The organism is Bradyrhizobium sp. 155 (assembly GCF_023101105.1).
GTDB classification, from domain to species: domain Bacteria; phylum Pseudomonadota; class Alphaproteobacteria; order Rhizobiales; family Xanthobacteraceae; genus Bradyrhizobium; species Bradyrhizobium canariense_D.
In genome coordinates this window covers 7058326-7079085 of the sequence record NZ_CP064704.1, presented here as the reverse complement: position 1 = coordinate 7079085, position 20760 = coordinate 7058326, and the positions used below count along the sequence as shown (strand labels likewise).

Below are 20760 nucleotides of genomic sequence, written 5' to 3'. Positions count from 1 at the left end.
TTCGCTGCGACCGGATCACGACCACAAGATCATCACATCAGGAGGGCGTCATGCCTGAGGCATTCATCTACGACCACGTCCGCACCCCGCGCGGCCGCGGCAAGGCGGACGGCGCGCTGCACGAAGTCACCGCGCTCGCGCTCGCGACCGTGCCGCTCAAGGCGCTGAAGGACCGCAACAACCTCCCCGAAGATTCCGTCGATGACGTCATTCTCGGCGTGGTCGATCCGGTCGGCGAAGCCGGCTCCGACATCGCGCGCTTTGCCGCGCTGAAGGCGGGCCTCGGCGAAGCGGTGCCGGGCGTCCAGATCAGCCGCTTCTGCGCCTCCGGCCTCGATGCCGTGAATTTTGCCGCAGCCCAGGTGATGAGCGGCCAGCACGAGCTCGTGATCGGCGGCGGCGCCGAATCGATGAGCCGCGTCGGCATCGGCGCTTCCGGCGGCGCCTGGCCGATGGACCCCTCGATGGCAGTGCCGGCCTATTTCATGCCGCAGGGTGTCTCGGCCGATCTGATCGCGACCAAATACGGCTTCTCGCGTGACGACGTCGACGCCTATGCGGTGCAGAGCCAGCAGCGTGCGGCGAAGTCCTGGGAAGAAGGCCGCTTTGACAAGTCGGTCGTCCCGGTGAAGGACATCAACGGCCTCACCATCCTCGCCAAGGACGAGCATATGCGTCCTTCGACGACGATGCAGTCGCTGGCGCAGCTGCAGCCGGCGTTCACGATGATGGCGCAGATGGGCGGCTTCGATGGCGTCGCGGTGCAGTCGCATCCGGAAATCGAACGCGTCAATTACGTGCACCACGCCGGCAATTCGTCGGGCATTGTCGATGGTGCCGGCGCCGTTTTGCTCGGCAGCAAGGAAGCCGGCGGCAAGTACGGACTGAAGCCGCGTGCAAGGATCCGCGCATTCGCCAATATCGGCTCGGAGCCCGCGATGATGCTGACCGGTCCGGTTGATGTCACCGAAAAGCTGTTCGCGCGCTCGGGCATGAAGAAGTCGGACATCGACCTGTTCGAGCTCAACGAGGCCTTCGCCTCGGTTGTGCTGCGCTACATCCAGGCCTTCGACATCGACAACGCCAAGATCAACGTCAATGGCGGTGCGATCGCGCTCGGCCATCCGCTCGGCGCGACCGGTGCCATGATCCTCGGGACGGTGCTCGACGAGCTCGAGCGCACCAACAAGGCGACCGCACTGGTGACGCTGTGCATCGGCGGCGGCATGGGCACCGCGACCATCATCGAACGCGTCTAAGGGCAGGGAGCAACCAGCATGGCTTACAAGAACTTCAAGGTTGAGACCGATTCCGACGGCATCGCGCTCGTGACCTGGGACATCCCGGGCCGTTCGATGAACGTGCTCGACGAGACATCGACCAGCGAGCTCGACGCGATCGTCAAGGCGACCACGGCCGACGCCGTGGTGAAGGGGGTCGTCATCACCTCCGCCAAGGAGGCGTTCTGCGCGGGTGCCGATCTTTCCATGCTCGAGGGCATGAATCAGGCCTACGCAAAAGTGTTTGGGGAGCAGGGCGAGACGGCCGCGAACCAGATGCTGTTCGAGCAGAGCCGGCGCTTCTCGCAGGTGCTGCGCTCGATCGAAACCTCCGGCAAGCCGTGGGCGGCGGCGATCAACGGCCTCGCGCTCGGCGGCGGTTTCGAGATTACGCTGTGCTGCCACTATCGCGTGGCGGCGGAGAATCCCAAGACCCGCCTCGGTCTGCCCGAGGTCAAGGTCGGCCTGTTCCCGGGCGCCGGCGGCACGCAGCGCGTGCCGCGCCTGGTGCCGCCGCAGGACGCGATGACGATCCTGCTCAAGGGCGATCCGGTCACGATCGAGAAAGCCAAGGCGCTGAATCTGATCCACGCCATCGTTCCCGCCGCCGACCTCGTCAAGGCGGCAAAGGACTGGATCAAGGGCGGCGGCAAGGCTGTTGCGCCCTGGGACGAGAAGGGCTTCAAGCTGCCGGGCGGTCCGGTGTTCTCCAAGGCCGGCATGATGATGTTCCCGGCCGGCAACGCGATCTATCGCCGCGAGACCTACGACAATTATCCGGCCGCACGCGCGATCATGAGCTGCGTCTACGAGGGCCTGCAGCTGCCGATCGACGCCGCGCTCCGTGTCGAGTCGCGCTACTTCACCTCGGTGCTGCGCTCGAAGGAAGCGGCTGCGATGATCCGCAGCCTGTTCCTGTCGATGCAGGAGCTCAACAAGGGCGCGCGCCGTCCGAAGGATGTGCCGCCGACCAAGGTGAAGAAGATCGCCGTGATCGGCGCCGGCTTCATGGGCGCGAGCGTCGGCTATGTCTCAGCCCGTGCCGGTCTCGACGTCGTCCTGATCGATCGCGACCAGGAGAGCGCCGACAAGGGCAAGGCGCATGCGCAAAAGGTGATCGAGGAGCAGATCAAGAAGGGCCGCGCCAAGCCCGGCGACGCAGAAGCGCTGCTCGCGCGCATCACGGCGACCGCGGACTATTCCGCGCTCAAGGACGTCGATCTCGTCATCGAGGCCGTGTTCGAGGACCGCAAGGTCAAGGCTGATACCTTTGCCAAGGCGCAGGAGCACATGAAGCCGGACGTGATCTTCGCGTCCAACACCTCGACGCTTCCGATCACCTCGCTGGCGGAATCCTTCAAGGACCAAGGCAGGTTCGTCGGCATCCACTTCTTCTCGCCGGTCGAGAAGATGATGCTGGTCGAGATCATCCAGGGCAAGAACACCGGCGATCTCGCGATCGCGACCGCGCTCGACTACGTCCGGCAGATCGGCAAGACGCCGATCGTCGTCAACGACTCCAGAGGCTTCTTCGCCAATCGCTGCGTCGGCCGCTACGTCGCCGAGGGCAACGAGATGTTCCTCGAGGGCGTGCCGCCGGCGATGATCGAGAACTGCGCCAAGATGGCCGGCATGCCGGTCGGCCCGCTCTCGCTGTCGGACGAGGTCGCGCTCGACCTCGGGCTCAAGATCATGAAGGCGACGGAAGCCGATCTCGGCCCCAACGCCATCAATCCCGATCAGAAGAAGCTGATGGTGGAAATGGTCGAGAAGCAGGGCCGTCTGGGCCGCAAGAACAGCAAGGGCTTCTACGACTACCCCGAGAAGGGCAAGGGACAGAAGAGCCTGTGGCCCGGCTTGTCCGCGCTGCAGCCCAAGCAGCTCGACCCAGATACCCTCGACGTCGAGGAGTTGAAGCAGCGCTTCCTGGTAGTGCAGGCGGTGGAGGCCGCGCGCACCGTTGAGGACCACGTCATCACCGATCCGCGCGAAGCGGATGTCGGCTCGATCCTCGGCTTCGGCTTTGCGCCGTTCACCGGTGGCACGCTGTCCTACATCGACTTCATGGGTCCCAAGAAGTTCGTCGAACTCTGCCACAAGCTGGAGGCGAAATACGGATCGCGCTTCACCCCGCCGAAATTGCTCGAAGAGATGGCGGCGAAGGGCGAGACCTTCTACGGCCGCTTCGCGCCAAAGAAGGCGGCGGCGTGATTCTCTGAACCGTAGCCGGGATGAAAAATACGAAAGGCCGGATTCTCGATCCGGCCTTTCGCATGTGTGCCTCAGGCAGCCTGGATCAGCCCTTCCTTCTTCATCGCTTCCTGCACCTGCGGCCGCGCCGCGACGCGGGTCTTGTACGCGGCAAGGTTCGGCATCGCCGAGAGGTCGAACTTCATCCGGTCGCCCCAGGTCAGCATCGTGAAGAGATAACCGTCGGCCACCGTGAACTGCTTGCCCATGAGGTAGTCGCGGCCGGCGAGCTGGCTGTCGATGTATTTCAGCTTGCCCATGACGCGGTCCTTGAAGAAGGCCTTGGCCTCGTCGTTCAGCGTCGGCGCGAACATCGGGCCGAAGCTCTTGTGGACCTCCGAGGTGAGGAAGTTCAGCCATTCGAGCAGCTTGTAGCGCTCGGCGCTGCCGTGGGCCGGCGCCAGCGCCTTGGCTGAGGCCTGATCGGCGATCATCTGGACAATCACCGGGCCTTCGGTCACGATCTCTCCGCTATCGAGGCCCAGCGCAGGGACCTGGCCCTTGGGGTTCAGCTTCAGATAATCCTCACCGTTTTCGAGCTTCTTGGCCCGAATATCGACCTTGACCAGTTCATAGGGCAGGCCGGCTTCCAGGAGCGCGATATGGGGGACAGCGAGCACGCACCGGGCGAATAGTACAATTTCATGGAATTTCCTCCTCTTGTTGCTTGGTTCAGGCGAAAGAACGACTACATGCATCTGCTTGAAATAGTCAAGATTGATGCAGGTGCATCGAATAGGGTAAGAGACGGGCGACGAGCTTGAGCGGGACCATGAAACGCAAACCATCGACCGAGGCGACTTCCGCCTGGATCCGCTTGATGCGGGTGCAGAGCCGTGTGCTCAATTGCGTCGAGCAGGACCTGAAGAAGGCCGGCTTCCCGCCGCTCGCATGGTATGACGCGCTGCTCGAACTGTCACGGGCGCCCTCGGGCGAGCTCCGGCCGGTCGAACTCGAACGGCAGATGCTGATCCCGCAATATTCGACATCGCGGCTGATCGACCGCCTGGTCGACGAAGGCCTCGCCTCGCGGCGTGAATGCAAGATCGACAAGCGCGGCCAGTTCGTGGAGATCACGGAAGCCGGCCGCGAATTGCAGAAGCGGATGTGGGGCGCCTATTCGGCCGCGATCGAGAAATATGTCGGTTCGAAGCTGTCCGATGCGGATGCCGTGAAGCTCAGCGGTCTGCTCGACCGTCTGGGCTGCTCGTGCGGCGAGATGAAACTGCCGCCTGCCCACGTCAACGAAACCACGCCGTTGCGATGATCGCGCGGCAAACCAGCTCGTCCGTGCAGCCGGTGGCTGCGCGGACCATCCCTGTCACCCACGCGCGTTCGATCGAAGCGCTTTTGATTAGAGTCTGATATGGCGCGAGACCAGATCGATATGACGCCGCTGCAATCGCGCGACGAACTCGTCGCGTGGTTCGAGGCTGGTTGCAAGGACCCGTCCGAATTCCGCATGGGCACCGAGCACGAGAAGACGCCGTTCACGCTCGAAGGCCACCGTCCGGTGCCCTACGAGGGCGCGCGCGGTATCGGCGCGCTGCTCGAAGGCATGAAACTCCTGCTCGGCTGGGAGCCGATCATGGAGAAGGGCAACATCATCGGCCTCTACGACGTCACTGGCGGCGGCGCGATCTCGCTCGAGCCTGGCGGGCAGTTCGAACTCTCGGGTGCCCCCGTCGAGAACGTGCACCAGACCCAGAGTGAGCTGATGGCGCATCTGGCGCAGGTGCGCGAGATCGCAACGCCGCTCGGCATCGGCTTCCTCGGCCTCGGCATGACGCCGTCCTGGTCGCGCGCCGACATCCCGGTGATGCCCAAGGGCCGCTACAAGATCATGACCAATTACATGCCGAAGGTCGGCCAGTACGGCCTCGACATGATGTACCGGACCTGCACGGTACAGACCAATCTCGACTTCTCCTCCGAAGCGGACATGGTCAAGAAGCTGCGTGTCTCGCTCGCGCTCCAGCCGGCCGCAACCGCCTTGTTCGCCAATTCGCCGTTTACCGAGGGCAAGCCAAACGGCTTTCTCTCCTTCCGGTCCGAGATCTGGCGCGACACCGACAACGCGCGCGCCGGCATGATGCCGTGGGCATTCGAGGACGGCATGGGCTTCGAGCGCTATGTCGACTACGCGCTCGACGTGCCCATGTATTTCGTCAAGCGCGACGAGGACTACATCGACGTCTCGGGCTCCTCGTTCCGCGCCTTCTTCGATGGCCGCAACAACAATTTGCCCGGGGAACGCCCGACGCTGTCGGACTGGGCCAACCATCTTTCGACGATTTTCCCGGAGGTGCGGCTCAAGCGCTATCTCGAGATGCGCGGCTCCGACGGTGGCCCGTGGGGCCGTCTGCCGGCGCTATCGGCGTTCTGGGCCGGGTTGCTCTACGACGATGTGTCGCTGGATGCCGCCTGGGACCTCGTGAAGCACTGGACCGCGCATGAGCGTCAGGCGCTGCGCGACGACGTGCCACGCTTCGGGTTCAAGTCGCGAATCAAGGACCGCTATCTGTTCGAGATCGCCAAGGAGTGCCTCGTTCTGGCGCATGCCGGCTTGCGCCGGCGCGGCCGGATCGACCAGCTTGGCCGCGACGAGACCAGGCATCTGGAGCCGCTCGATCGCATTATCGATTCCGGCCGCACGCCGGCTGAGGAGATGCTCGACAAGTTCAACGGTCCCTGGAACCGCTCGGTGGAACCGGCCTACGCGGAATACGCGTTCTAGACCCAAGGCAAAACGATCGGACTCGGGCCGTTCATCGCCCGTACAGGTTTGCGGCGATCAAATGGCCAGCTGAAAAACCCGAGCGTCGTCAATAACTCGAAAGCTGTTCCGATGGGGAAGGGCCGCCTGGCCGTCATGGCAAGCGTCCTGGCAGGCGTCGTAGCCTGCGCCGCGTTGCTTTCGCTCGTGTTTGCGAGCTGGCCTGCGCGCGCCCAGACGGCGTTCGACCGGCCAGGCGGAGATTATTTCAGCTCTCCGGTCACGTCGGGCGATCCCGAGGATTGCGCGCTGCTGTGCGAGCGCGACCGCCGTTGCCGCTCGTGGAGCTTCAACTATCCTGACATCGAAGGCGGCTCGGCGGTGTGCTGGCTGAAGAACACGGTGCCTGCGCGCGTGCCGGGAAGCTGCTGCATCTCCGGCGTGCGCGGCGCCGGTGTGATCGAGCCGCGTGTCGAAGGCGTGGAGACCTCCATCGACCGCCCCGGCGGCGATTTGCGCAATTTCGAGATGAAGGACGGCGAAGGCGAAGAAGCCTGCAAGGCCGTCTGCACCGCCGACAACAAATGCCGCGCCTTCACCTATGCCCGCCCGGGCTACACGGGACGCGAAGCGCGCTGTTTCCTGAAAAAGGAGATCAAGCCGCCGCGGCGGAAGGCGGGATTCACGTCGGGCGTGGTGAGATAGCTCGGATCATTCCGGCGCAATCACCGTAAGCTCGGGCCACAACGCCCTCCATCTCGCGGCCTTTACCGCGTAATTCGCTGCGGAGAAATTCGGGCTTGGATTGGGGCGTGCAATCAAGCCCGCCACGTCATCGAAGCCGTGCGGCGCATAAACGTGGAAACCGTCGTCCGAGCGCCGCACGCCCACTTGCGTGTTCTGTGTGAGGAAACGGTCGATACCGTCAGTCGAGCACGACAGCGGCGGATAGGGCAGGCCGTGCTTGGCCGGGTACCACAGATGCACGCGTGCCTGGTTGCGGGTCTCGATCTTGACGCCGAGATGATCGAGGCGCGCTTGCAGCTTGCGGATCACGACGTCCTCCGCGTCCCAGGAGGTGTCAGGGTCGAAGTAGAAGACGTCGTAATCGGCAATGCCGTAATCGATCGCACGGCCGGTGAGCACGTTCCAAACCGATTGCACGAGACATCCCGAGACCAGCCACGCATCGGGCAGCGCGAGCTGGTGGAGCTCATCGAGAATCGCGACGTTAATCGGGTTCTTTAGCGCCAGCGCGAGGAAGCGGGCCTCATCCATGACAGTCGTCACGCGCTCACGCGTGCATCATAATCCGCTCGCGCCGCCTTCGAAGCCAGCGCGCGCCAACGCCGCCGCAGCAGCGACTCCACGATCGCGCGCTTTGCCTTGGACAGGCGGATCAGCACTATCGGATAATCGGCGTAGTGATCGGTGAAGTAGAAGATTTTTGGCTGGCTCTCGACCAGCATCGCGCGCTCGTCGACCGGGACGTCCGGCATCACCAGGCTGTCGCCATCTTCCTTCAGACGCGCCAGCATCTTCTTGCGCACCTTTAGTGCGGGCGTGCCGTAGGAGGTACCGTCCTCGACCTCCGGCCACGTCAGTGCGAATTTTCTGACGTCGTCGAAGGTCATGAGATCGGTTCAATGCACGGCGGTGAAAAACCGCGCCATGCGAAATCCGGACAGCCAGGTCCACACCGGCTGGCCCCGGATACCGAGATCCCAGGATCCGAGCACGGCGTCTGCGCGGCCGACCAGATTGTCGATCGGCAACATGCCGACGCCGCCGGAGCGCAAGGGCACGCGGCTGTCGGCGGAATTGTCGCGGTTGTCGCCGAGCACGAAGAGATGGCCTGCCGGCACCGTCACTTCCTGCGTGTTGTCGAGCGGACCGTTGTCACGCATCTTGAAGATCAGATGCGAGACGCCGTTCGGCAGCGTCTCGACATAGCGATAGGCGGGTTCGCTGCCGCCATTGTCGTCCTCGGCGGCACCAACGCCGTCCGGCTTCAACTCGGCGGGGCGATCGTTGACGAAGAGCTGGCCCTGGCGCAGCTGGATGCGGTCGCCGGGCAGGCCCACGACGCGCTTGACCCAGGCCTGCGAGCGGTCGCCGGGCCAGCGGAAGACCACGACGTCGCCCTGCTTCGGCGTTTCCGCGAAGACGCGGCCGCTCTCGGGCAGGTTGATCTGGATCGGCAGCGACGAGGTGCCGTAGCCGTAGGGGAATTTCGAGGCGATCAAGGCGTCGCCGATCAACAGCGTCGGCTCCATCGAGCCCGACGGCACGTAGAACGGCTCGGCCAGCGCACCCTTGGCGATGAACACCGCCGCGACGATGCCGGCGAGCTGCACCAGCTGGCCGCCCCAGCCGCTGCTCTTCCGCTTGGTGGTGACAGTTATCTTCTCGACGCTCATCCGCCTGTTCCACCCACCGTAATGCGTTCCATCAACAGCGACGGCTGGCCGACGCCGACCGGCACGCCCTGACCGTTCTTGCCGCAGGTGCCGATGCCGGTATCGAGCGCGAGGTCGTTGCCGATCATGCGGATGCGATGCAGGTCGGTCGGCCCGTTGCCGATCAGCATGGCGCCCTTCAGGGGCGCACCGATCTTGCCGTTCTCGATCTTGTAAGCCTCGGTGCACTGAAACACGTATTTGCCCGAGGTGATATCCACCTGGCCGCCGCCGAAATTCGCGGCGAAGACGCCGTTCTTCACCGACGCGAGGATCTCGGCCGGATCGCGGTCGCCCGCCAGCATGTAGGTGTTGGTCATGCGCGGCATCGGCACGTGGGCATAGCCCTGGCGGCGGCCGTTGCCGGTCGGCTTCATGTTCATCAGGCGGGCGTTCTGACGGTCCTGCATGTAGCCGACCAGGACGCCGTCCTCGATCAGCACGGTGCGGTTGGTCGGCGTTCCCTCATCGTCGATCGACAGCGAGCCGCGGCGCGAGGCAATCGTGCCGTCGTCGACCACGGTCACGCCCTTGGCCGCGACCTGCTGGCCCATCAGGCCGGCAAACGCGGACGTCTTCTTGCGGTTGAAGTCACCTTCGAGGCCATGGCCAACCGCCTCATGCAGCATCACGCCGGGCCAGCCGGCCCCGAGCACGACGTCCATCTCGCCGGCGGGGGCGGGAATCGATTCCAGGTTGACCAGAGCCTCACGCAACGCGCCGTCGGCGGCGTCGCGCCAGTTCTTGCTTTCGATGAATTCGGCGTAGCCGGCGCGGCCGCCATAGCCCTTGCTGCCGCTCTCCTGGCGGTCGCCCTGACCGGCGACGACGGAGACGTTGACGCGCACGAGCGGGCGGATGTCGCGATAGCTCTCGCCGTCGGGCCGCAGGATCTCGACCACCTGCCAGGTCGCGCCCAGGCTGACGCTGACCTGCCGCACCCGCGGATCCTTGTCGCGCAGATAAGCGTCGATCTCGGCGAGCAGTTTGACCTTGGTCTCGAAGCCGGGGGCATCGAGCGGATTGTCGTCACTATAAAGCCGCACGTTGGTATGCGCAGGAGGCGCGGCGAAGCTGCCGGAATAACCGCCGCGCACGGCCGCGACCGCGTCCGCAGCGCGAATCAGCGCCGGCAGCGACACGTCGGAGGAATGCGCGTAGCCGACGGCGTCGTCCTTGACGGCGCGCAGGCCAAAACCCTGCGAGGTATCGTAGGTCGCCTGCTTCAGCCGGCCATTGTCGAACATCAGCGCTTCGGTCTGGCTGTATTCCAGGAACAATTCGCCGTCGTCGGCACCGGCAAGCCCGCGCGCGAGCTCGTTGCGAACCTGATCGCGGTCGAGATTGGCGCGGTCGAGCAGGGAGGTTGTGGCAGGGTTGGTCATGCGTCCGTCCATTATCGGGGGATGTGAGGCAAGATAATGGTTTCCCGGCACTTCCGCGAGGGCGCCAAGTCTCACATTACGGAAACAATAGGATTCGCGGGCCTAACCGCCCTTCGCACTACGGCAGCTTGTCATAGCCCTCGCCGAGCCCGTTCAGGCTGAGCGGGAAGCCGATGCCTTCTTCCGGGGTCTCGAAGATGATGAAGGTCGCGGTCTTGGCAGTGCGGAGCTGGCCGAGCAGCTTGTCGTCCATGACGACCTCGGCGACGCAGCCATTGGGCAGGCAGCGGACAAAGCCGGCACGGCCTACGTCCTGGTTGTCGAGCTTGAGGCCGAGGCCGGAGGGCAGGAGAACGCCGAGGGGGGCGACCACCCGCATCAGGCGGCTCTTCTGGTCGGCGGTCTTGAGAACGATCACGGTCAGGCCGGCGTTGGAGCGGTCTTCGGCCACCACGCTCTGGATCAGGGCGCATTGCTCGGACTGGGCGCCCGGCGGGGTGTCGCAGCGGATCTGCCAGTCGCCATGGACGGAGCGCACCGCGCCCTGCGCATGGGCGAGGCCCGGAAGCGCCAGGACGACGACCGCCGCCAGCAGAGCGGCCAGCATCGTGAGGCTGCCAGCCTGGCTTTTAGCCCGCCTTGCCATGGATCTCGAAAACCCCATCGGGTCGGTCCCTCTGCTCGCCTGGGTCGCTCGCGTCAGGCGGACTGATACGGGAATGACGGCGTCTTGAAGGCGATTCGCAAGCAAATTCCACGCCGCCCCGGCCGCAATCGCCCGCACGAATCAGGTTCCTGTGCGGCTGTGCGCCAAGTGCCTACCGCGGGCAATTCCGCTGTCAAGCGGCAGCATCCCGGGAAATGGTATTTTTGTCTGATGTTACTAGGAAATATCTTGCGGGTGATGGCTGACAGACGAGGCTCAAGACTGCATTGCGATAGATCAAGAATTATGGTTTGAGAGGCTTGATTTCGGCGTTCTAGCGATCTGGCCCCAATTCCTCTTAGAGGTATTCTTGCGCGGCGGTTTGTCAGACGGGGGGATCGAATAAAGCGTTTCCCGAAAATAGGGGAATGCACTTGGGGTGATTTCGTTAGGGGAGCGCGAACGGCATGAAGATGTCGATGGGCCCGGTGGGCCGGCACTTGCTGGGATTGGCCGTGGCGGGTCTGACGCTGGCGACGGGCGGTGCGGCATTTGCCGAGCTGGGGCAGCCGGCTGCGTGGGAGTGGACGCTTCAGCAGTCCGGGTCCCCGGTGATGGACAACATCGTCTGGTTCCATAATTTCCTGTTCGTGCTGATCACGCTGATCACGCTGTTCGTTCTGGCGCTGCTCGTGATCGTTGTCGTGAAGTTCAACGCGAGAGCCAATCCGGTGCCGTCGCGGACCACGCACAACACGCTGATCGAGGTGGCGTGGACGCTCGTGCCGGTGTTGATCCTGGTCGGCATTTCGGTGCCGTCGTTCCGCCTCCTGTTCCTCGAGCTCGACGTGCCGAAGGCGGATCTGACCATCAAGGCGACCGGCAAGCAGTGGTACTGGTCCTACGCCTATCCTGATAACGGCAAGTTCGAGTTCGACTCGCTGATGGCCCAGGACAAGCAGCCCCGTCTGCTGGGCGTCGACAATGAGATGGTGGTGCCCGTCAACAAGGTGGTTCGGGTTCAGGTGACCGGGGCCGACGTGATTCATGCCTTTGCGCTGCCGGCCTTCGGCGTCAAGATCGACGCCATTCCGGGCCGGCTCAACGAAACCTGGTTCAAGGCCACCAAGACCGGCATGTTCTACGGCCAGTGCTCGGAATTGTGCGGCAAGGACCACGCCTTCATGCCGATCGCGATCCGTGTGGTGAGCGACCAGGAGTTCGCCTCCTGGGTCGAGACCGCGAAGAAGAAATATGCGAGCGGCGGCACCAGCACCTACGCCTCCACGGCCGGCCCGACGCAGTGAGCGCCGGGCGCAGGGTTCGAGGAAACTGAAAGCGACATAAGGCGGGACCTCCAGAGGTCCGATCGGGACGCAAGGCAGGATTAGAAAATGGCAACGAGCGCAGCGGCACACGGCGATCACGCGCAAGACCACGGACATGACGAGCACGCCCATCCGACCGGATGGCGGCGCTACGTCTATTCGACCAACCACAAGGACATCGGCACGATGTACCTGATCTTCGCGGTCATCGCCGGCGTCATCGGCGCCGCGATGTCGATCGCGATCCGTGCCGAGCTGATGTATCCGGGCGTGCAGATCTTCCACGAGACGCACACCTACAATGTGTTCGTGACCTCCCATGGTCTGATCATGATCTTCTTCATGGTCATGCCCGCGATGATTGGCGGCTTCGGCAACTGGTTCGTGCCGCTCATGATCGGCGCGCCCGACATGGCGTTCCCGCGCATGAACAACATCTCGTTCTGGCTGCTGCCGGCCTCGTTCGCGCTGTTGCTGATGTCGACCTTCGTCGAGGGCGAGCCGGGCGCCAACGGCGTCGGCGCCGGCTGGACCATGTACGCGCCGCTGTCGAGCTCGGGCCATCCGGGCCCGGCGGTGGACTTCGCGATCCTGTCGCTGCATCTGGCGGGCGCTTCCTCGATCCTGGGCGCCATCAATTTCATCACCACGATCTTCAACATGCGCGCGCCGGGCATGACCCTGCACAAGATGCCGCTGTTTGTGTGGTCGATCCTGGTGACGGTGTTCCTGCTGCTGTTGTCGCTGCCGGTGCTCGCCGGTGCGATCACGATGCTGCTCACTGACCGCAATTTCGGCACGACGTTCTTCAATCCGGAAGGCGGCGGCGATCCCGTGCTGTTCCAGCATCTGTTCTGGTTCTTCGGTCACCCCGAAGTGTACATCCTGATCCTGCCCGCCTTCGGCATGGTCAGCCAGATCGTCTCGACCTTCTCGCGCAAGCCCGTGTTCGGCTATCTCGGCATGGCCTACGCCATGGTCGCGATCGGCGGCATCGGCTTCGTGGTGTGGGCGCACCACATGTACACGGTCGGCATGTCCTCGGCGACGCAGGCCTATTTCGTCGCCGCCACGATGGTCATCGCGGTCCCGACCGGCGTGAAGATCTTCTCGTGGATCGCCACGATGTGGGGCGGCTCGATCGAGTTCCGCGCGCCGATGATCTGGGCGGTGGGATTCATCTTCCTGTTCACCGTCGGCGGCGTCACCGGCGTGGTGCTGGCGAATGCCGGCGTCGACCGCGTGCTCCAGGAGACCTACTACGTGGTCGCGCACTTCCACTACGTGCTGTCGCTCGGTGCGGTGTTCGGAATCTTCGCCGGCTGGTACTACTGGTTCCCGAAGATGTCCGGCTACATGTACAATGAAGGGCTCGCCAAGGCGCACTTCTGGGTCACCTTCATCGGCGTGAACCTGGTGTTCTTCCCGCAGCACTTCCTCGGTCTGTCGGGCATGCCTCGCCGCTATGTCGATTATCCCGACGCGTTCGCGGGCTGGAACCTGGTCTCGTCGGTCGGCTCCTATATCTCCGGCTTCGGCGTGCTGATCTTCCTCTACTGCGTGATCGACGCCTTCGCGAAGAAGGTGCCGGCTGGCGACAATCCGTGGGGTGCAGGTGCGACCACGCTGGAATGGACGCTGCCCTCGCCGCCGCCCTTCCACCAGTTCGAAGTGCTGCCCCGCGTGCAGTAAGCCAATGCTCGCGGCGCCCGTGACGGGCGCCGCGGCTCGACAACCAAGCGAGTCAGTCTAGTGTCCGTCCTCGACCACAACGCCATCGACATCAATCCCCGCATCTCCGAAGCGGAGGTTGGCGATTACATCGCGCTCCTGAAGCCGCGGGTGATGTCGCTGGTGATCTTCACCGCGCTGGTCGGAATGGCGATGGCGCCCGGGCATTTCCACCCGGTGCTGGCCATCACCTCGCTGCTCTGCATCGCGGTCGGCGCCGGCGCGTCCGGCGCGCTCAACATGGCGCTCGAAGGCGACATCGATGCCAAGATGTCGCGCACGGCGAACCGGCCGATTCCGCGCGGCCGCATCACCCGTCCCGAGGCGATGACCTTCGGCATGACGCTCGCCTTCTTCTCGGTGATGACGCTCGGCATCCTGGTCAACTGGATCGCGGGCGCGCTGCTCGCCTTCACCATCTTCTTCTACGTCGTGATCTACACAATCGGCCTGAAGCGCTGGACCGCGCAGAACATCGTGATCGGCGGTGCCGCCGGCGCACTGCCGCCGGTGGTGGCCTGGGCCGCGGTCACAGGCACGGTCGACGTCGAGCCGCTACTGCTGTTCGCCATCATCTTCTTCTGGACGCCGCCGCACTTCTGGGCGCTGGCGCTGTTCCGCTCCGACGATTACGCGCGCGCCGGCATTCCGATGCTGCCCAACGTCGCCGGCCCCGACGCGACCCGGCTTCAGATCCTGCTCTACACCATCGTGCTGATCGCGGTCGCGGCCGCGCCCTGGGCGCTCGGCTACTTCGACGCCATCTACGGCATCGTCTCGCTGATCCTCGGCGCCGGCATGCTGGGGTTCGCCATCAACGTCTATGTCCGTCGCGAGCGCAGCCAATCGCTGCGGGCGACCCGCAAGCTGTTCGCGTTCTCCATCCTTTATCTGTTCGCGCTGTTTGCGACCTTGCTGGCCGAGGTCGTGTTCCGGGCGCTTGCGCCGATGGTAGGGGGCGCATGATCACAGGGATGGCCGACAAACCCGAGATAGACGGAATCGTCCTCACCGAGGCGCAGAAGAAGAGCCGTCGTCAGCGCTCGATCGCGATCGCACTCGCGCTCGGCGTGCTCGTAGTGCTGTTCTTCGCCGTGACCATGGTCAAGGGGCCGGCCGTGCTCGTCCGGCCGATGTAGGAAACATGGATCAGAAGCCGACCATATCGCGGGATCAGAGCCGGACGGCCACCAAGGGGCGCAGGCCTGCCAGGGGGCTTGGCCGCGACGTGGTGGTCGCCTCGATCTGCGGCGGCGTGGTCGCGCTGATGGTCGGCGCCTCCTACGCGGCGGTGCCGTTCTACAATTGGTTCTGCCGCGCCACCGGCTTCAACGGCACGACCCAGGTCGCGACCTCGGCGCCGGCCAGCGGCCCGATCGCACGCAAGATCGCGGTGCGCTTCGATTCCAACGTCGCGCCCGGCCTGCCCTGGAAGTTCGAGCCCGAGCAGAGCGAGATCGAGGTCAATATCGGCCAGGTCGTGACCGTCTTCTACACGGTGACCAACCAGGCCGCGCGGACCACCGCAGGCCAGGCCGCCTACAATGTCGCGCCGCTGACGGTCGGATCCTATTTCCAGAAGATCAACTGCTTCTGCTTCACCGAGCAGACCATGGCGCCGGGCGAGAAGCGCGAGATGCCGGTCGTATTCTATGTCGATCCGTCGATTGCCGACGACCACGAGAACGACGGTCTCAACACGATCACGCTGTCCTACACGTTCTATCCGGTGAAGGATCCGGTGGTGAAGCCGCTCGCGGCCAGCGAAGACGACAAACGCAAGGGAAATCTCTGATCTCCGGACTCACGCGCCGGGGTTGGAATAAGGGGATAAGTGCCTGACAGGCACGGGATTGAGGAGCGAGACCGCAAATGGCAACGGCGCACACCAAGCATCACGACTACCATCTGGTCGATCCCTCGCCATGGCCCGTCGTCGGCTCCATCTCCGCCTTCATCATGGCGGTCGGCGCGATCACCTGGATGCACCACATGTTCTCGGCTGCGCCGATCATCTTCGGTGTCGGCACCGTCGGTGTGCTCTACACCATGGCGAGCTGGTGGGGCGACGTGATCAGGGAAGCCCAGTACAAGGGCGACCACACCCGCGTCGTGCAGCTGCATCACCGCTACGGCATGATCCTGTTCATCGCCTCGGAGGTGATGTTCTTCGTCGCCTGGTTCTGGGCCTATTTCAACGCGGCGCTATTCCCGGCCGACGCCGTCCACGCTACCCGCGATGCGGTGTTCGGCTGTGGTCTCGGGACCGCGGCCGGCGCCTGCACCGTGCCGGGCACCTGGCCGCCGCACGGCATCGAGACCTTCGATCCCTGGCATCTGCCGCTCCTGAACACGCTGATCCTGCTCACCTCCGGCACCACGGTGACCTGGGCCCACCATGCGCTGCTCGAGAACGATCGCCAGGGCCTGAAATATGGCCTGATCCTCACCGTCGTGCTCGGCGCGCTCTTCACCTGCGTGCAGGCCTATGAGTACAGCCACGCGGCATTCTCCTTCGGCGGCAACGTCTACGGCGCGACCTTCTTCATGGCGACCGGCTTCCACGGTTTCCATGTGCTGGTCGGCACCATCTTCCTGCTGGTGTGCCTGTTCCGCGCCTATGCCGGCCACTTCACGCCGACCCAGCATCTCGGTTTCGAGTTCGCCGCCTGGTACTGGCATTTCGTCGACGTGGTCTGGCTGTTCCTGTTCCTCTGCATCTATGTCTGGGGACACGGCGCCGAGACCATGGCTCACGGCGCGCACTGAGCGGGCTGGCTTCGGATCGAGAAAGGGCGGCCCCGGGCCGCCCTTTTGCTTTTTTGCGCGCAGGGGTTTCGGCAGAAACTGTGATAGACCTTTTGCCATGAACGAAGCCGCCGATACGTCCGAGCCGCAAGCCACCGTCCTGCAAAGCGCGCTGCGCGGGCTTGCCTGCAAATGCCCGCGCTGCGGCCAGGGCAAGCTCTATGCAGGCTTCCTGACGCTTGCGCCTTGCTGCGAGCGTTGCGGCCTCGACTACGCCTTCATCGATTCCGGTGACGGTCCGGCGATCTTCATCATCATGCTGGCCGGCGCGATCGTCGTCGGCTGCGCGCTCGTCATCGAGGTCAAGTACCAGCCGCCGTACTGGCTGCACGCGGTGCTGTGGCTGCCGCTGATCCTTGCGACTACCCTGCTGCCGTTGCGCGCGATGAAGTCGCTGCTGATCGCACTGCAATTCCACCATAAGGCGGCGCCGGGCCGGCTGGTCGACCGCGCGAAATGAACGAGACCGCGCGCAAGCCCCGCGTGGCCGGCTTCGCGCTGTTTACGCTTTTCCTGACCGCGGTCTGCGTCACGCTCGGCGTCTGGCAATTGCAGCGCCGCATCGCCAAGCACGAGCTGATCGCCGCACTGACCGAGCGCCTCGCGGAGGCACCGGTCACTCTGCCGCCGCCGGCACGATGGGCCGCGCTAAGTCCCGCGCGCGATGAATTCCGCCGTGTCAGCTTTACCGCGACCTACGCGCCGTTGCCCGATGCGATGGTCTATTCCTCCGGATCCGCCGTGCGTAAGGACGCGTCGGGCCCCGGCACCTGGGCCTTCCTGCCGGCGCGGCTGCCGAGCGGCGAGACGGTGGTGATCGATGCGGGCTTCGTCGAAAACACCATGCAGGATCGCAGCGTCGAGGATCGCGCGGTCAGGAAGCTCGTCACCGGGCAGGCGGTCTCGTTCACCGGCTATCTGCGCTTCCCCGAGGCACCGGGCTGGCTGACCCCGGCGGAGAACCGCGGCAAGCGGCTGTGGTTCGTGCGCGATCACGTGGCGATCGCGAGCGCGCTGGGCTGGGGCGCGGTTGCGCCGTTCTATGTCGACCTCGAGCAGCCGGCGCCCGAGAATGGCATTCCGCGGCCGGGGCCGCTCGACGTCCATCTCAAGGACGATCACCTGCAATACGCCATCACCTGGTTCACCCTTGCAGGCGCCGTGCTCATCGCCTTCGCCGTGTGGGCAAGAGGGCGGCGGCGGGGCTGAGCTCCGTAGATCCACTTAGGGAACCCGGTATCGCCCGGGGTTTACCATTCAGCGCACATTCACGAGTGTGGTCCTAAGCCGCCAGTAATTTTCCGCGGCAGACAGGATTGCAGCGTGAGTGATTTCGACCAGATGGGAATTGTCGTCGATTGGGTGGATGCCTGCAGGAAGGGCGACCTCGCGACGCTCCTCGACCTCTATGCGGATGACGCCCAGGTCGAATGCACGTGCAACGGCACGCAGCGCTATCGCGGCCGGAGCGAGCTCGAAGCCTATTGGCAGCCGCGGCTCAGCGCTTTCTCGTCGGCCGGTTTCGGGTTGGAGGAAATCCATCCTGCACCCCACGGCGTCGATCTCGAATATTCCGTCGCCGGCGCGCTGCGCATTCGCGCCTCGTTTTGTTTCAGCCCCGACGGCAAGATCCGCACCACGCTGTGCGAGCCGGCGCGACAGAACGCGCAGCTTGGCTGTGCGTGCTAGAGTTTCCGTTCTGATTAATCAGAGCCGAACACCAGATTCTGTTTTGGCGTTTTCTTCACGCGAACCGGTATCCACTTCGCTCGAAAGCGCTTCAATCGCTGACCGGCGCCTCGCGTGCCGGTTCGGCGGGAAGGCGGCAGCGCACATAGGTTCTGTCGTCCACGCGCAGCAGTGACAGCGATCCGCTGAGTGCGCGCACGCGCTCATGCATGCCGGTCAGGCCGCGGCCGAACAGATTCCCTTCGGGAAAGCCGCCGCCGTCGTCGGAAATCTCGATGACGACCGTCTCGCCGGCGAAGGTCGCCTGCACATGGGCATGGCTGGCGCCGGCATGACGCAGCACGTTGGTCAGCGCCTCCTGAATCACGCGATAGACGGTTTGAGCCAGCGGCCCGTCGATCGCGTTGAGATTCGGATCGACCGCGTCCGTCAGGTCGATAGACGGCGCCTGCTTGCGAAAATTTCGGAGCAGCGTCTGCACACTGGTCTCCAGACCCAATTCCTCGATGTAGAGCGGTCGCAACCGGTCGAGGATGCGGCGGTTGGTCTGCTGGAGCGCCTCGACCGATTGCAACACCTCCTGCGCCGAACTGCTGAGATTTCCCGCCGGGGGCGAGGCATCGACCAATGCGATGGTGCCGACGCGGATGCCGAACAGCAGCGGACCGAGTTCGTCGTGCAGTTCGCGCGCGAGATCGCGCCGCTCGTCGTCCTGGAGCGAGACCAGGCGGTGCAGCAGGTCGCGATTGTCCTGGCTCAACTGCACCAGCGTTTCGGCCAGCGCATTGGCCTCCTCGCAGCTTTGCCGGATTTCCGGCGGTCCCCCGACCGAGATCGGTGTTGCGTAGTCGCCGCGTCGTAGCCGCGTGAGGCCTGCGCCAAGATCCTGCAGTGGTCGCAGGGCTGATCCCGCAAACACATAGGCGACGACCCCTGTCAGCCCGGTCAGCGCGACGACGAAGCCGGCCAAGGCGAGGAAGCCCACCCAGGTCTCGAACGGCGCTGCGGACAGGTCCGGCACAAACACGATGTCGCCGAAATGCTCGCCGTTGAGGGATACCGGAAATGCGATGTGCAAGTCCGGAATGGAAAGGAGACTGACGAACCATTTTGGTGGGCCATGCGAACCTTGCAGGCCCCTCGACGCAAAGGGAGGAGCAACCGCTCCTGCAGGAAGGAATTGAATATCTGAGGACTCGTCCAGCATCCGCACGAAGTCATCCAGGGTCCTTCGCGGATGGTCGGATGAACGCAGAGCGTTGTTGAGGGCCTCGGCCACGGCTTTGGTCGATCGTTGGGCCGGCTGGTTCTCCTCGGCGAGCTGACCGGTCGTGAAGACGTGCAGCAGGACGCCGCCCATGATCAGCGCCGCCATGAACAGCAGGCCGAGCGGCAGAAACAATTGTGTACTGAAGGACAGCCGTTGCCACATTAGGTCAATTCTAACGCGCATCAGGGGATTTTGCTCTTTCCATTTGTTCCCGTCGGTTTATGAATCGAAAAACTAGAGAGTTACAATGCAAGATACTGCCAAGCCGGCGACCCGCGTCCTGATTGTCGACGACCATCCCGTGGTGTTGTCCGGTTGCCGCACCCTGTTCTCCTCCGACCATTCGATCCGGATCGACGAGGCGACCGACGCCAAATCCGGGCATCGCGCCTATGTCAGCAGGCGGCCCGACGTCACTGTGATCGACATCAGCCTGCCCGACGTCTCCGGCTTTGAACTGATGCGGCGCATTCGCAAGGACGATCCCGACGCCAAGATCATCATGTTCAGCATGAACGATGATCCAGCCTTCGTGGTGCGGGCGGTCGAGCTCGGGGCCCAGGGCTACGTCTCCAAGGGCGACGATCCCCGGATCCTGCTCAAGGCGGTGCGCAAGGTGGTTGCGGGCGACAATTTCATCTCACCGCAGCTCGCGGAAGCCGTGACGTTTTCCGGCGCGGCGATCAAGGCCAATCCAGCCTCGCAGATGACGCCGCGGGAGCTCGAGATTCTTCGCCTGTTGGGGCGAGGCGACAAGATCGTCGAGGTCGCCGAGGCGCTCGGCATCTCCTACAAGACCGTCGCCAACACCACCTCTCTGCTCAAGCAGAAGCTCGGTGCCAAGAACCATTCCGACCTGATCCGGATCGCGGTGGAAATCGGGATGAACTGACGCCTCAGGGCACCGAACCGGCTGCACCAGGATGCTGCCGGTTCGGCGGGCGGACCGGTCTCGGCGCTCAGCCGGGCAATGCATGGATAGCGCCGACACCATCCGCCGACACAATGAGCGCAGCCGTCGTTCGTTCCCGAACTGTGCTGTCGTTCGGGATATAATGGTAATGCGTGACGCCAAGCTGCTGGCGAACGTTTGCCCGCGCCGAAACGTGTCGGGAAAAACAGGAACATTTTCTCACACATTCCGTTTTGTCCCTTGACGATATCGTGACAGCCGACGAAAGCTTGCGCGAACAGTTTT

Annotated in this window: 21 protein-coding genes and 1 pseudogene; 15 read left to right on the top strand and 7 right to left on the bottom strand. The window is 64.1% G+C overall.

The genetic code is table 11. The annotated features are described in order from the left end of the window. Positions 1-50 precede the first annotated feature (50 nt). Both IVA93_RS33835 and IVA93_RS33830 read left to right on the top strand, forming a co-directional pair. On the top strand, positions 51-1259 hold the full coding sequence (locus tag IVA93_RS33835; protein ID WP_018460017.1) for an acetyl-CoA C-acetyltransferase: 1209 nt from the start codon (positions 51-53) through the stop codon (positions 1257-1259). A gap of 18 nt (positions 1260-1277) precedes the next feature. After that, a complete protein-coding gene (locus tag IVA93_RS33830; RefSeq protein ID WP_085351979.1) occupies positions 1278-3491 on the top strand; it encodes an FAD-dependent oxidoreductase in 2214 nt (737 codons plus the stop codon). 71 nt (positions 3492-3562) lie between these two features. Here the strand turns inward: IVA93_RS33830 and gstA are convergent. Further along, positions 3563-4176, bottom strand: a pseudogene (gene gstA, locus IVA93_RS33825) (glutathione transferase GstA). Between the two features lie 126 nt (positions 4177-4302). Between gstA and IVA93_RS33820 the strand changes: the two are divergent. From IVA93_RS33820 to IVA93_RS33810, 3 genes are all read left to right on the top strand, one after another. Beyond that, a complete protein-coding gene (locus tag IVA93_RS33820) occupies positions 4303-4797 on the top strand; it encodes a MarR family winged helix-turn-helix transcriptional regulator (protein ID WP_007599417.1) in 495 nt (164 codons plus the stop codon). A gap of 99 nt (positions 4798-4896) precedes the next feature. Continuing rightward, on the top strand, positions 4897-6267 hold the full coding sequence (locus IVA93_RS33815; RefSeq protein ID WP_018460014.1) for a glutamate--cysteine ligase: 1371 nt from the start codon (positions 4897-4899) through the stop codon (positions 6265-6267). A gap of 111 nt (positions 6268-6378) precedes the next feature. Beyond that, positions 6379-6951, top strand: a complete 573-nt coding sequence (locus IVA93_RS33810; RefSeq protein WP_018460013.1) for a PAN domain-containing protein — start codon at positions 6379-6381, stop codon at positions 6949-6951. Between the two features lie 6 nt (positions 6952-6957). On the opposite strand, the gene IVA93_RS33805 is transcribed toward IVA93_RS33810, so the two are convergent. The 5 genes from IVA93_RS33805 to IVA93_RS33785 form a co-directional block, all read right to left on the bottom strand. After that, the gene (locus IVA93_RS33805; protein ID WP_018460012.1) at positions 6958-7524 is read right to left on the bottom strand and encodes a nucleotidyltransferase family protein; all 567 of its coding nucleotides are present in this window, start codon (positions 7522-7524) and stop codon (positions 6958-6960) included. A gap of 8 nt (positions 7525-7532) precedes the next feature. Continuing rightward, positions 7533-7880, bottom strand: a complete 348-nt coding sequence (locus tag IVA93_RS33800; protein WP_018460011.1) for an MmcQ/YjbR family DNA-binding protein — start codon at positions 7878-7880, stop codon at positions 7533-7535. A gap of 9 nt (positions 7881-7889) precedes the next feature. Then, positions 7890-8666, bottom strand: a complete 777-nt coding sequence (gene lepB / locus IVA93_RS33795; RefSeq protein WP_018460010.1) for a signal peptidase I — start codon at positions 8664-8666, stop codon at positions 7890-7892. Continuing rightward, a complete protein-coding gene (gene tldD / locus IVA93_RS33790) occupies positions 8663-10090 on the bottom strand; it encodes a metalloprotease TldD (RefSeq protein ID WP_026233924.1) in 1428 nt (475 codons plus the stop codon). Before tldD ends, lepB begins: the two co-directional genes overlap by 4 nt. Before the next feature lie 118 nt (positions 10091-10208). Beyond that, on the bottom strand, positions 10209-10754 hold the full coding sequence (locus IVA93_RS33785) for an invasion associated locus B family protein (protein ID WP_026233923.1): 546 nt from the start codon (positions 10752-10754) through the stop codon (positions 10209-10211). Positions 10755-11203: 449 nt separating this feature from the next. On the opposite strand from IVA93_RS33785, the gene coxB reads away from it, so the two are divergent. From coxB to IVA93_RS33740, 9 genes are all read left to right on the top strand, one after another. Further along, positions 11204-12043: a cytochrome c oxidase subunit II gene (coxB, locus tag IVA93_RS33780; RefSeq protein ID WP_018460007.1), complete on the top strand. Its 840-nt coding sequence runs from the start codon at positions 11204-11206 to the stop codon at positions 12041-12043. An 87-nt stretch (positions 12044-12130) separates the two neighbouring features. Further along, positions 12131-13756, top strand: coding sequence for a cytochrome c oxidase subunit I (gene ctaD / locus IVA93_RS33775; protein WP_007605061.1), 1626 nt, complete (start codon positions 12131-12133; stop codon positions 13754-13756). A 60-nt stretch (positions 13757-13816) separates the two neighbouring features. Continuing rightward, entirely contained in the window at positions 13817-14761 is a 945-nt protein-coding gene (locus IVA93_RS33770; protein WP_018460006.1) for a heme o synthase, read from the top strand. Then, positions 14758-14934, top strand: coding sequence for a cytochrome c oxidase system small membrane protein (locus tag IVA93_RS33765; RefSeq protein ID WP_026233922.1), 177 nt, complete (start codon positions 14758-14760; stop codon positions 14932-14934). Before IVA93_RS33770 ends, IVA93_RS33765 begins: the two co-directional genes overlap by 4 nt. A 5-nt stretch (positions 14935-14939) precedes the next feature. Further along, on the top strand, positions 14940-15590 hold the full coding sequence (locus IVA93_RS33760; protein ID WP_018460004.1) for a cytochrome c oxidase assembly protein: 651 nt from the start codon (positions 14940-14942) through the stop codon (positions 15588-15590). Between the two features lie 77 nt (positions 15591-15667). After that, positions 15668-16564, top strand: coding sequence for a cytochrome c oxidase subunit 3 (locus tag IVA93_RS33755; protein ID WP_018460003.1), 897 nt, complete (start codon positions 15668-15670; stop codon positions 16562-16564). A gap of 97 nt (positions 16565-16661) precedes the next feature. Further along, entirely contained in the window at positions 16662-17063 is a 402-nt protein-coding gene (locus tag IVA93_RS33750; protein ID WP_018460002.1) for a DUF983 domain-containing protein, read from the top strand. Further along, a complete protein-coding gene (locus IVA93_RS33745; protein WP_018460001.1) occupies positions 17060-17812 on the top strand; it encodes an SURF1 family protein in 753 nt (250 codons plus the stop codon). Before IVA93_RS33750 ends, IVA93_RS33745 begins: the two co-directional genes overlap by 4 nt. Positions 17813-17926: 114 nt before the next feature. After that, on the top strand, positions 17927-18292 hold the full coding sequence (locus tag IVA93_RS33740) for a nuclear transport factor 2 family protein (RefSeq protein ID WP_026233921.1): 366 nt from the start codon (positions 17927-17929) through the stop codon (positions 18290-18292). Between the two features lie 91 nt (positions 18293-18383). On the opposite strand, the gene IVA93_RS33735 is transcribed toward IVA93_RS33740, so the two are convergent. Further along, the gene (locus IVA93_RS33735; protein WP_247789491.1) at positions 18384-19724 is read right to left on the bottom strand and encodes a histidine kinase; all 1341 of its coding nucleotides are present in this window, start codon (positions 19722-19724) and stop codon (positions 18384-18386) included. An 85-nt stretch (positions 19725-19809) separates the two neighbouring features. Between IVA93_RS33735 and IVA93_RS33730 the strand changes: the two genes are divergently transcribed. Next, complete coding sequence (locus IVA93_RS33730; RefSeq protein ID WP_018459998.1) at positions 19810-20454, top strand: response regulator transcription factor; 645 nt, start codon at positions 19810-19812, stop codon at positions 20452-20454. Positions 20455-20760: the final 306 nt, after the last annotated feature.

Excerpts from the sequence above, each read along its gene's own strand:
- IVA93_RS33835 (WP_018460017.1), top strand. The coding sequence starts at position 51 with ATGCCTGAGGCATTCATCTACGACCACGTCCGCACCCCGCGCGGCCGC.
- IVA93_RS33830 (WP_085351979.1), top strand. The coding sequence starts at position 1,278 with ATGGCTTACAAGAACTTCAAGGTTGAGACCGATTCCGACGGCATCGCG.
- IVA93_RS33820 (WP_007599417.1), top strand. The coding sequence starts at position 4,303 with ATGAAACGCAAACCATCGACCGAGGCGACTTCCGCCTGGATCCGCTTG.
- IVA93_RS33815 (WP_018460014.1), top strand. The coding sequence starts at position 4,897 with ATGGCGCGAGACCAGATCGATATGACGCCGCTGCAATCGCGCGACGAA.
- IVA93_RS33810 (WP_018460013.1), top strand. The coding sequence starts at position 6,379 with ATGGGGAAGGGCCGCCTGGCCGTCATGGCAAGCGTCCTGGCAGGCGTC.
- IVA93_RS33805 (WP_018460012.1), bottom strand. The coding sequence starts at position 7,524 with ATGGATGAGGCCCGCTTCCTCGCGCTGGCGCTAAAGAACCCGATTAAC.
- IVA93_RS33800 (WP_018460011.1), bottom strand. The coding sequence starts at position 7,880 with ATGACCTTCGACGACGTCAGAAAATTCGCACTGACGTGGCCGGAGGTC.
- lepB (WP_018460010.1), bottom strand. The coding sequence starts at position 8,666 with ATGAGCGTCGAGAAGATAACTGTCACCACCAAGCGGAAGAGCAGCGGC.
- tldD (WP_026233924.1), bottom strand. The coding sequence starts at position 10,090 with ATGACCAACCCTGCCACAACCTCCCTGCTCGACCGCGCCAATCTCGAC.
- IVA93_RS33785 (WP_026233923.1), bottom strand. The coding sequence starts at position 10,754 with ATGGGGTTTTCGAGATCCATGGCAAGGCGGGCTAAAAGCCAGGCTGGC.
- coxB (WP_018460007.1), top strand. The coding sequence starts at position 11,204 with ATGAAGATGTCGATGGGCCCGGTGGGCCGGCACTTGCTGGGATTGGCC.
- ctaD (WP_007605061.1), top strand. The coding sequence starts at position 12,131 with ATGGCAACGAGCGCAGCGGCACACGGCGATCACGCGCAAGACCACGGA.
- IVA93_RS33765 (WP_026233922.1), top strand. The coding sequence starts at position 14,758 with ATGATCACAGGGATGGCCGACAAACCCGAGATAGACGGAATCGTCCTC.
- IVA93_RS33760 (WP_018460004.1), top strand. The coding sequence starts at position 14,940 with ATGGATCAGAAGCCGACCATATCGCGGGATCAGAGCCGGACGGCCACC.
- IVA93_RS33755 (WP_018460003.1), top strand. The coding sequence starts at position 15,668 with ATGGCAACGGCGCACACCAAGCATCACGACTACCATCTGGTCGATCCC.
- IVA93_RS33750 (WP_018460002.1), top strand. The coding sequence starts at position 16,662 with ATGAACGAAGCCGCCGATACGTCCGAGCCGCAAGCCACCGTCCTGCAA.
- IVA93_RS33745 (WP_018460001.1), top strand. The coding sequence starts at position 17,060 with ATGAACGAGACCGCGCGCAAGCCCCGCGTGGCCGGCTTCGCGCTGTTT.
- IVA93_RS33735 (WP_247789491.1), bottom strand. The coding sequence starts at position 19,724 with ATGTGGCAACGGCTGTCCTTCAGTACACAATTGTTTCTGCCGCTCGGC.
- IVA93_RS33730 (WP_018459998.1), top strand. The coding sequence starts at position 19,810 with ATGCAAGATACTGCCAAGCCGGCGACCCGCGTCCTGATTGTCGACGAC.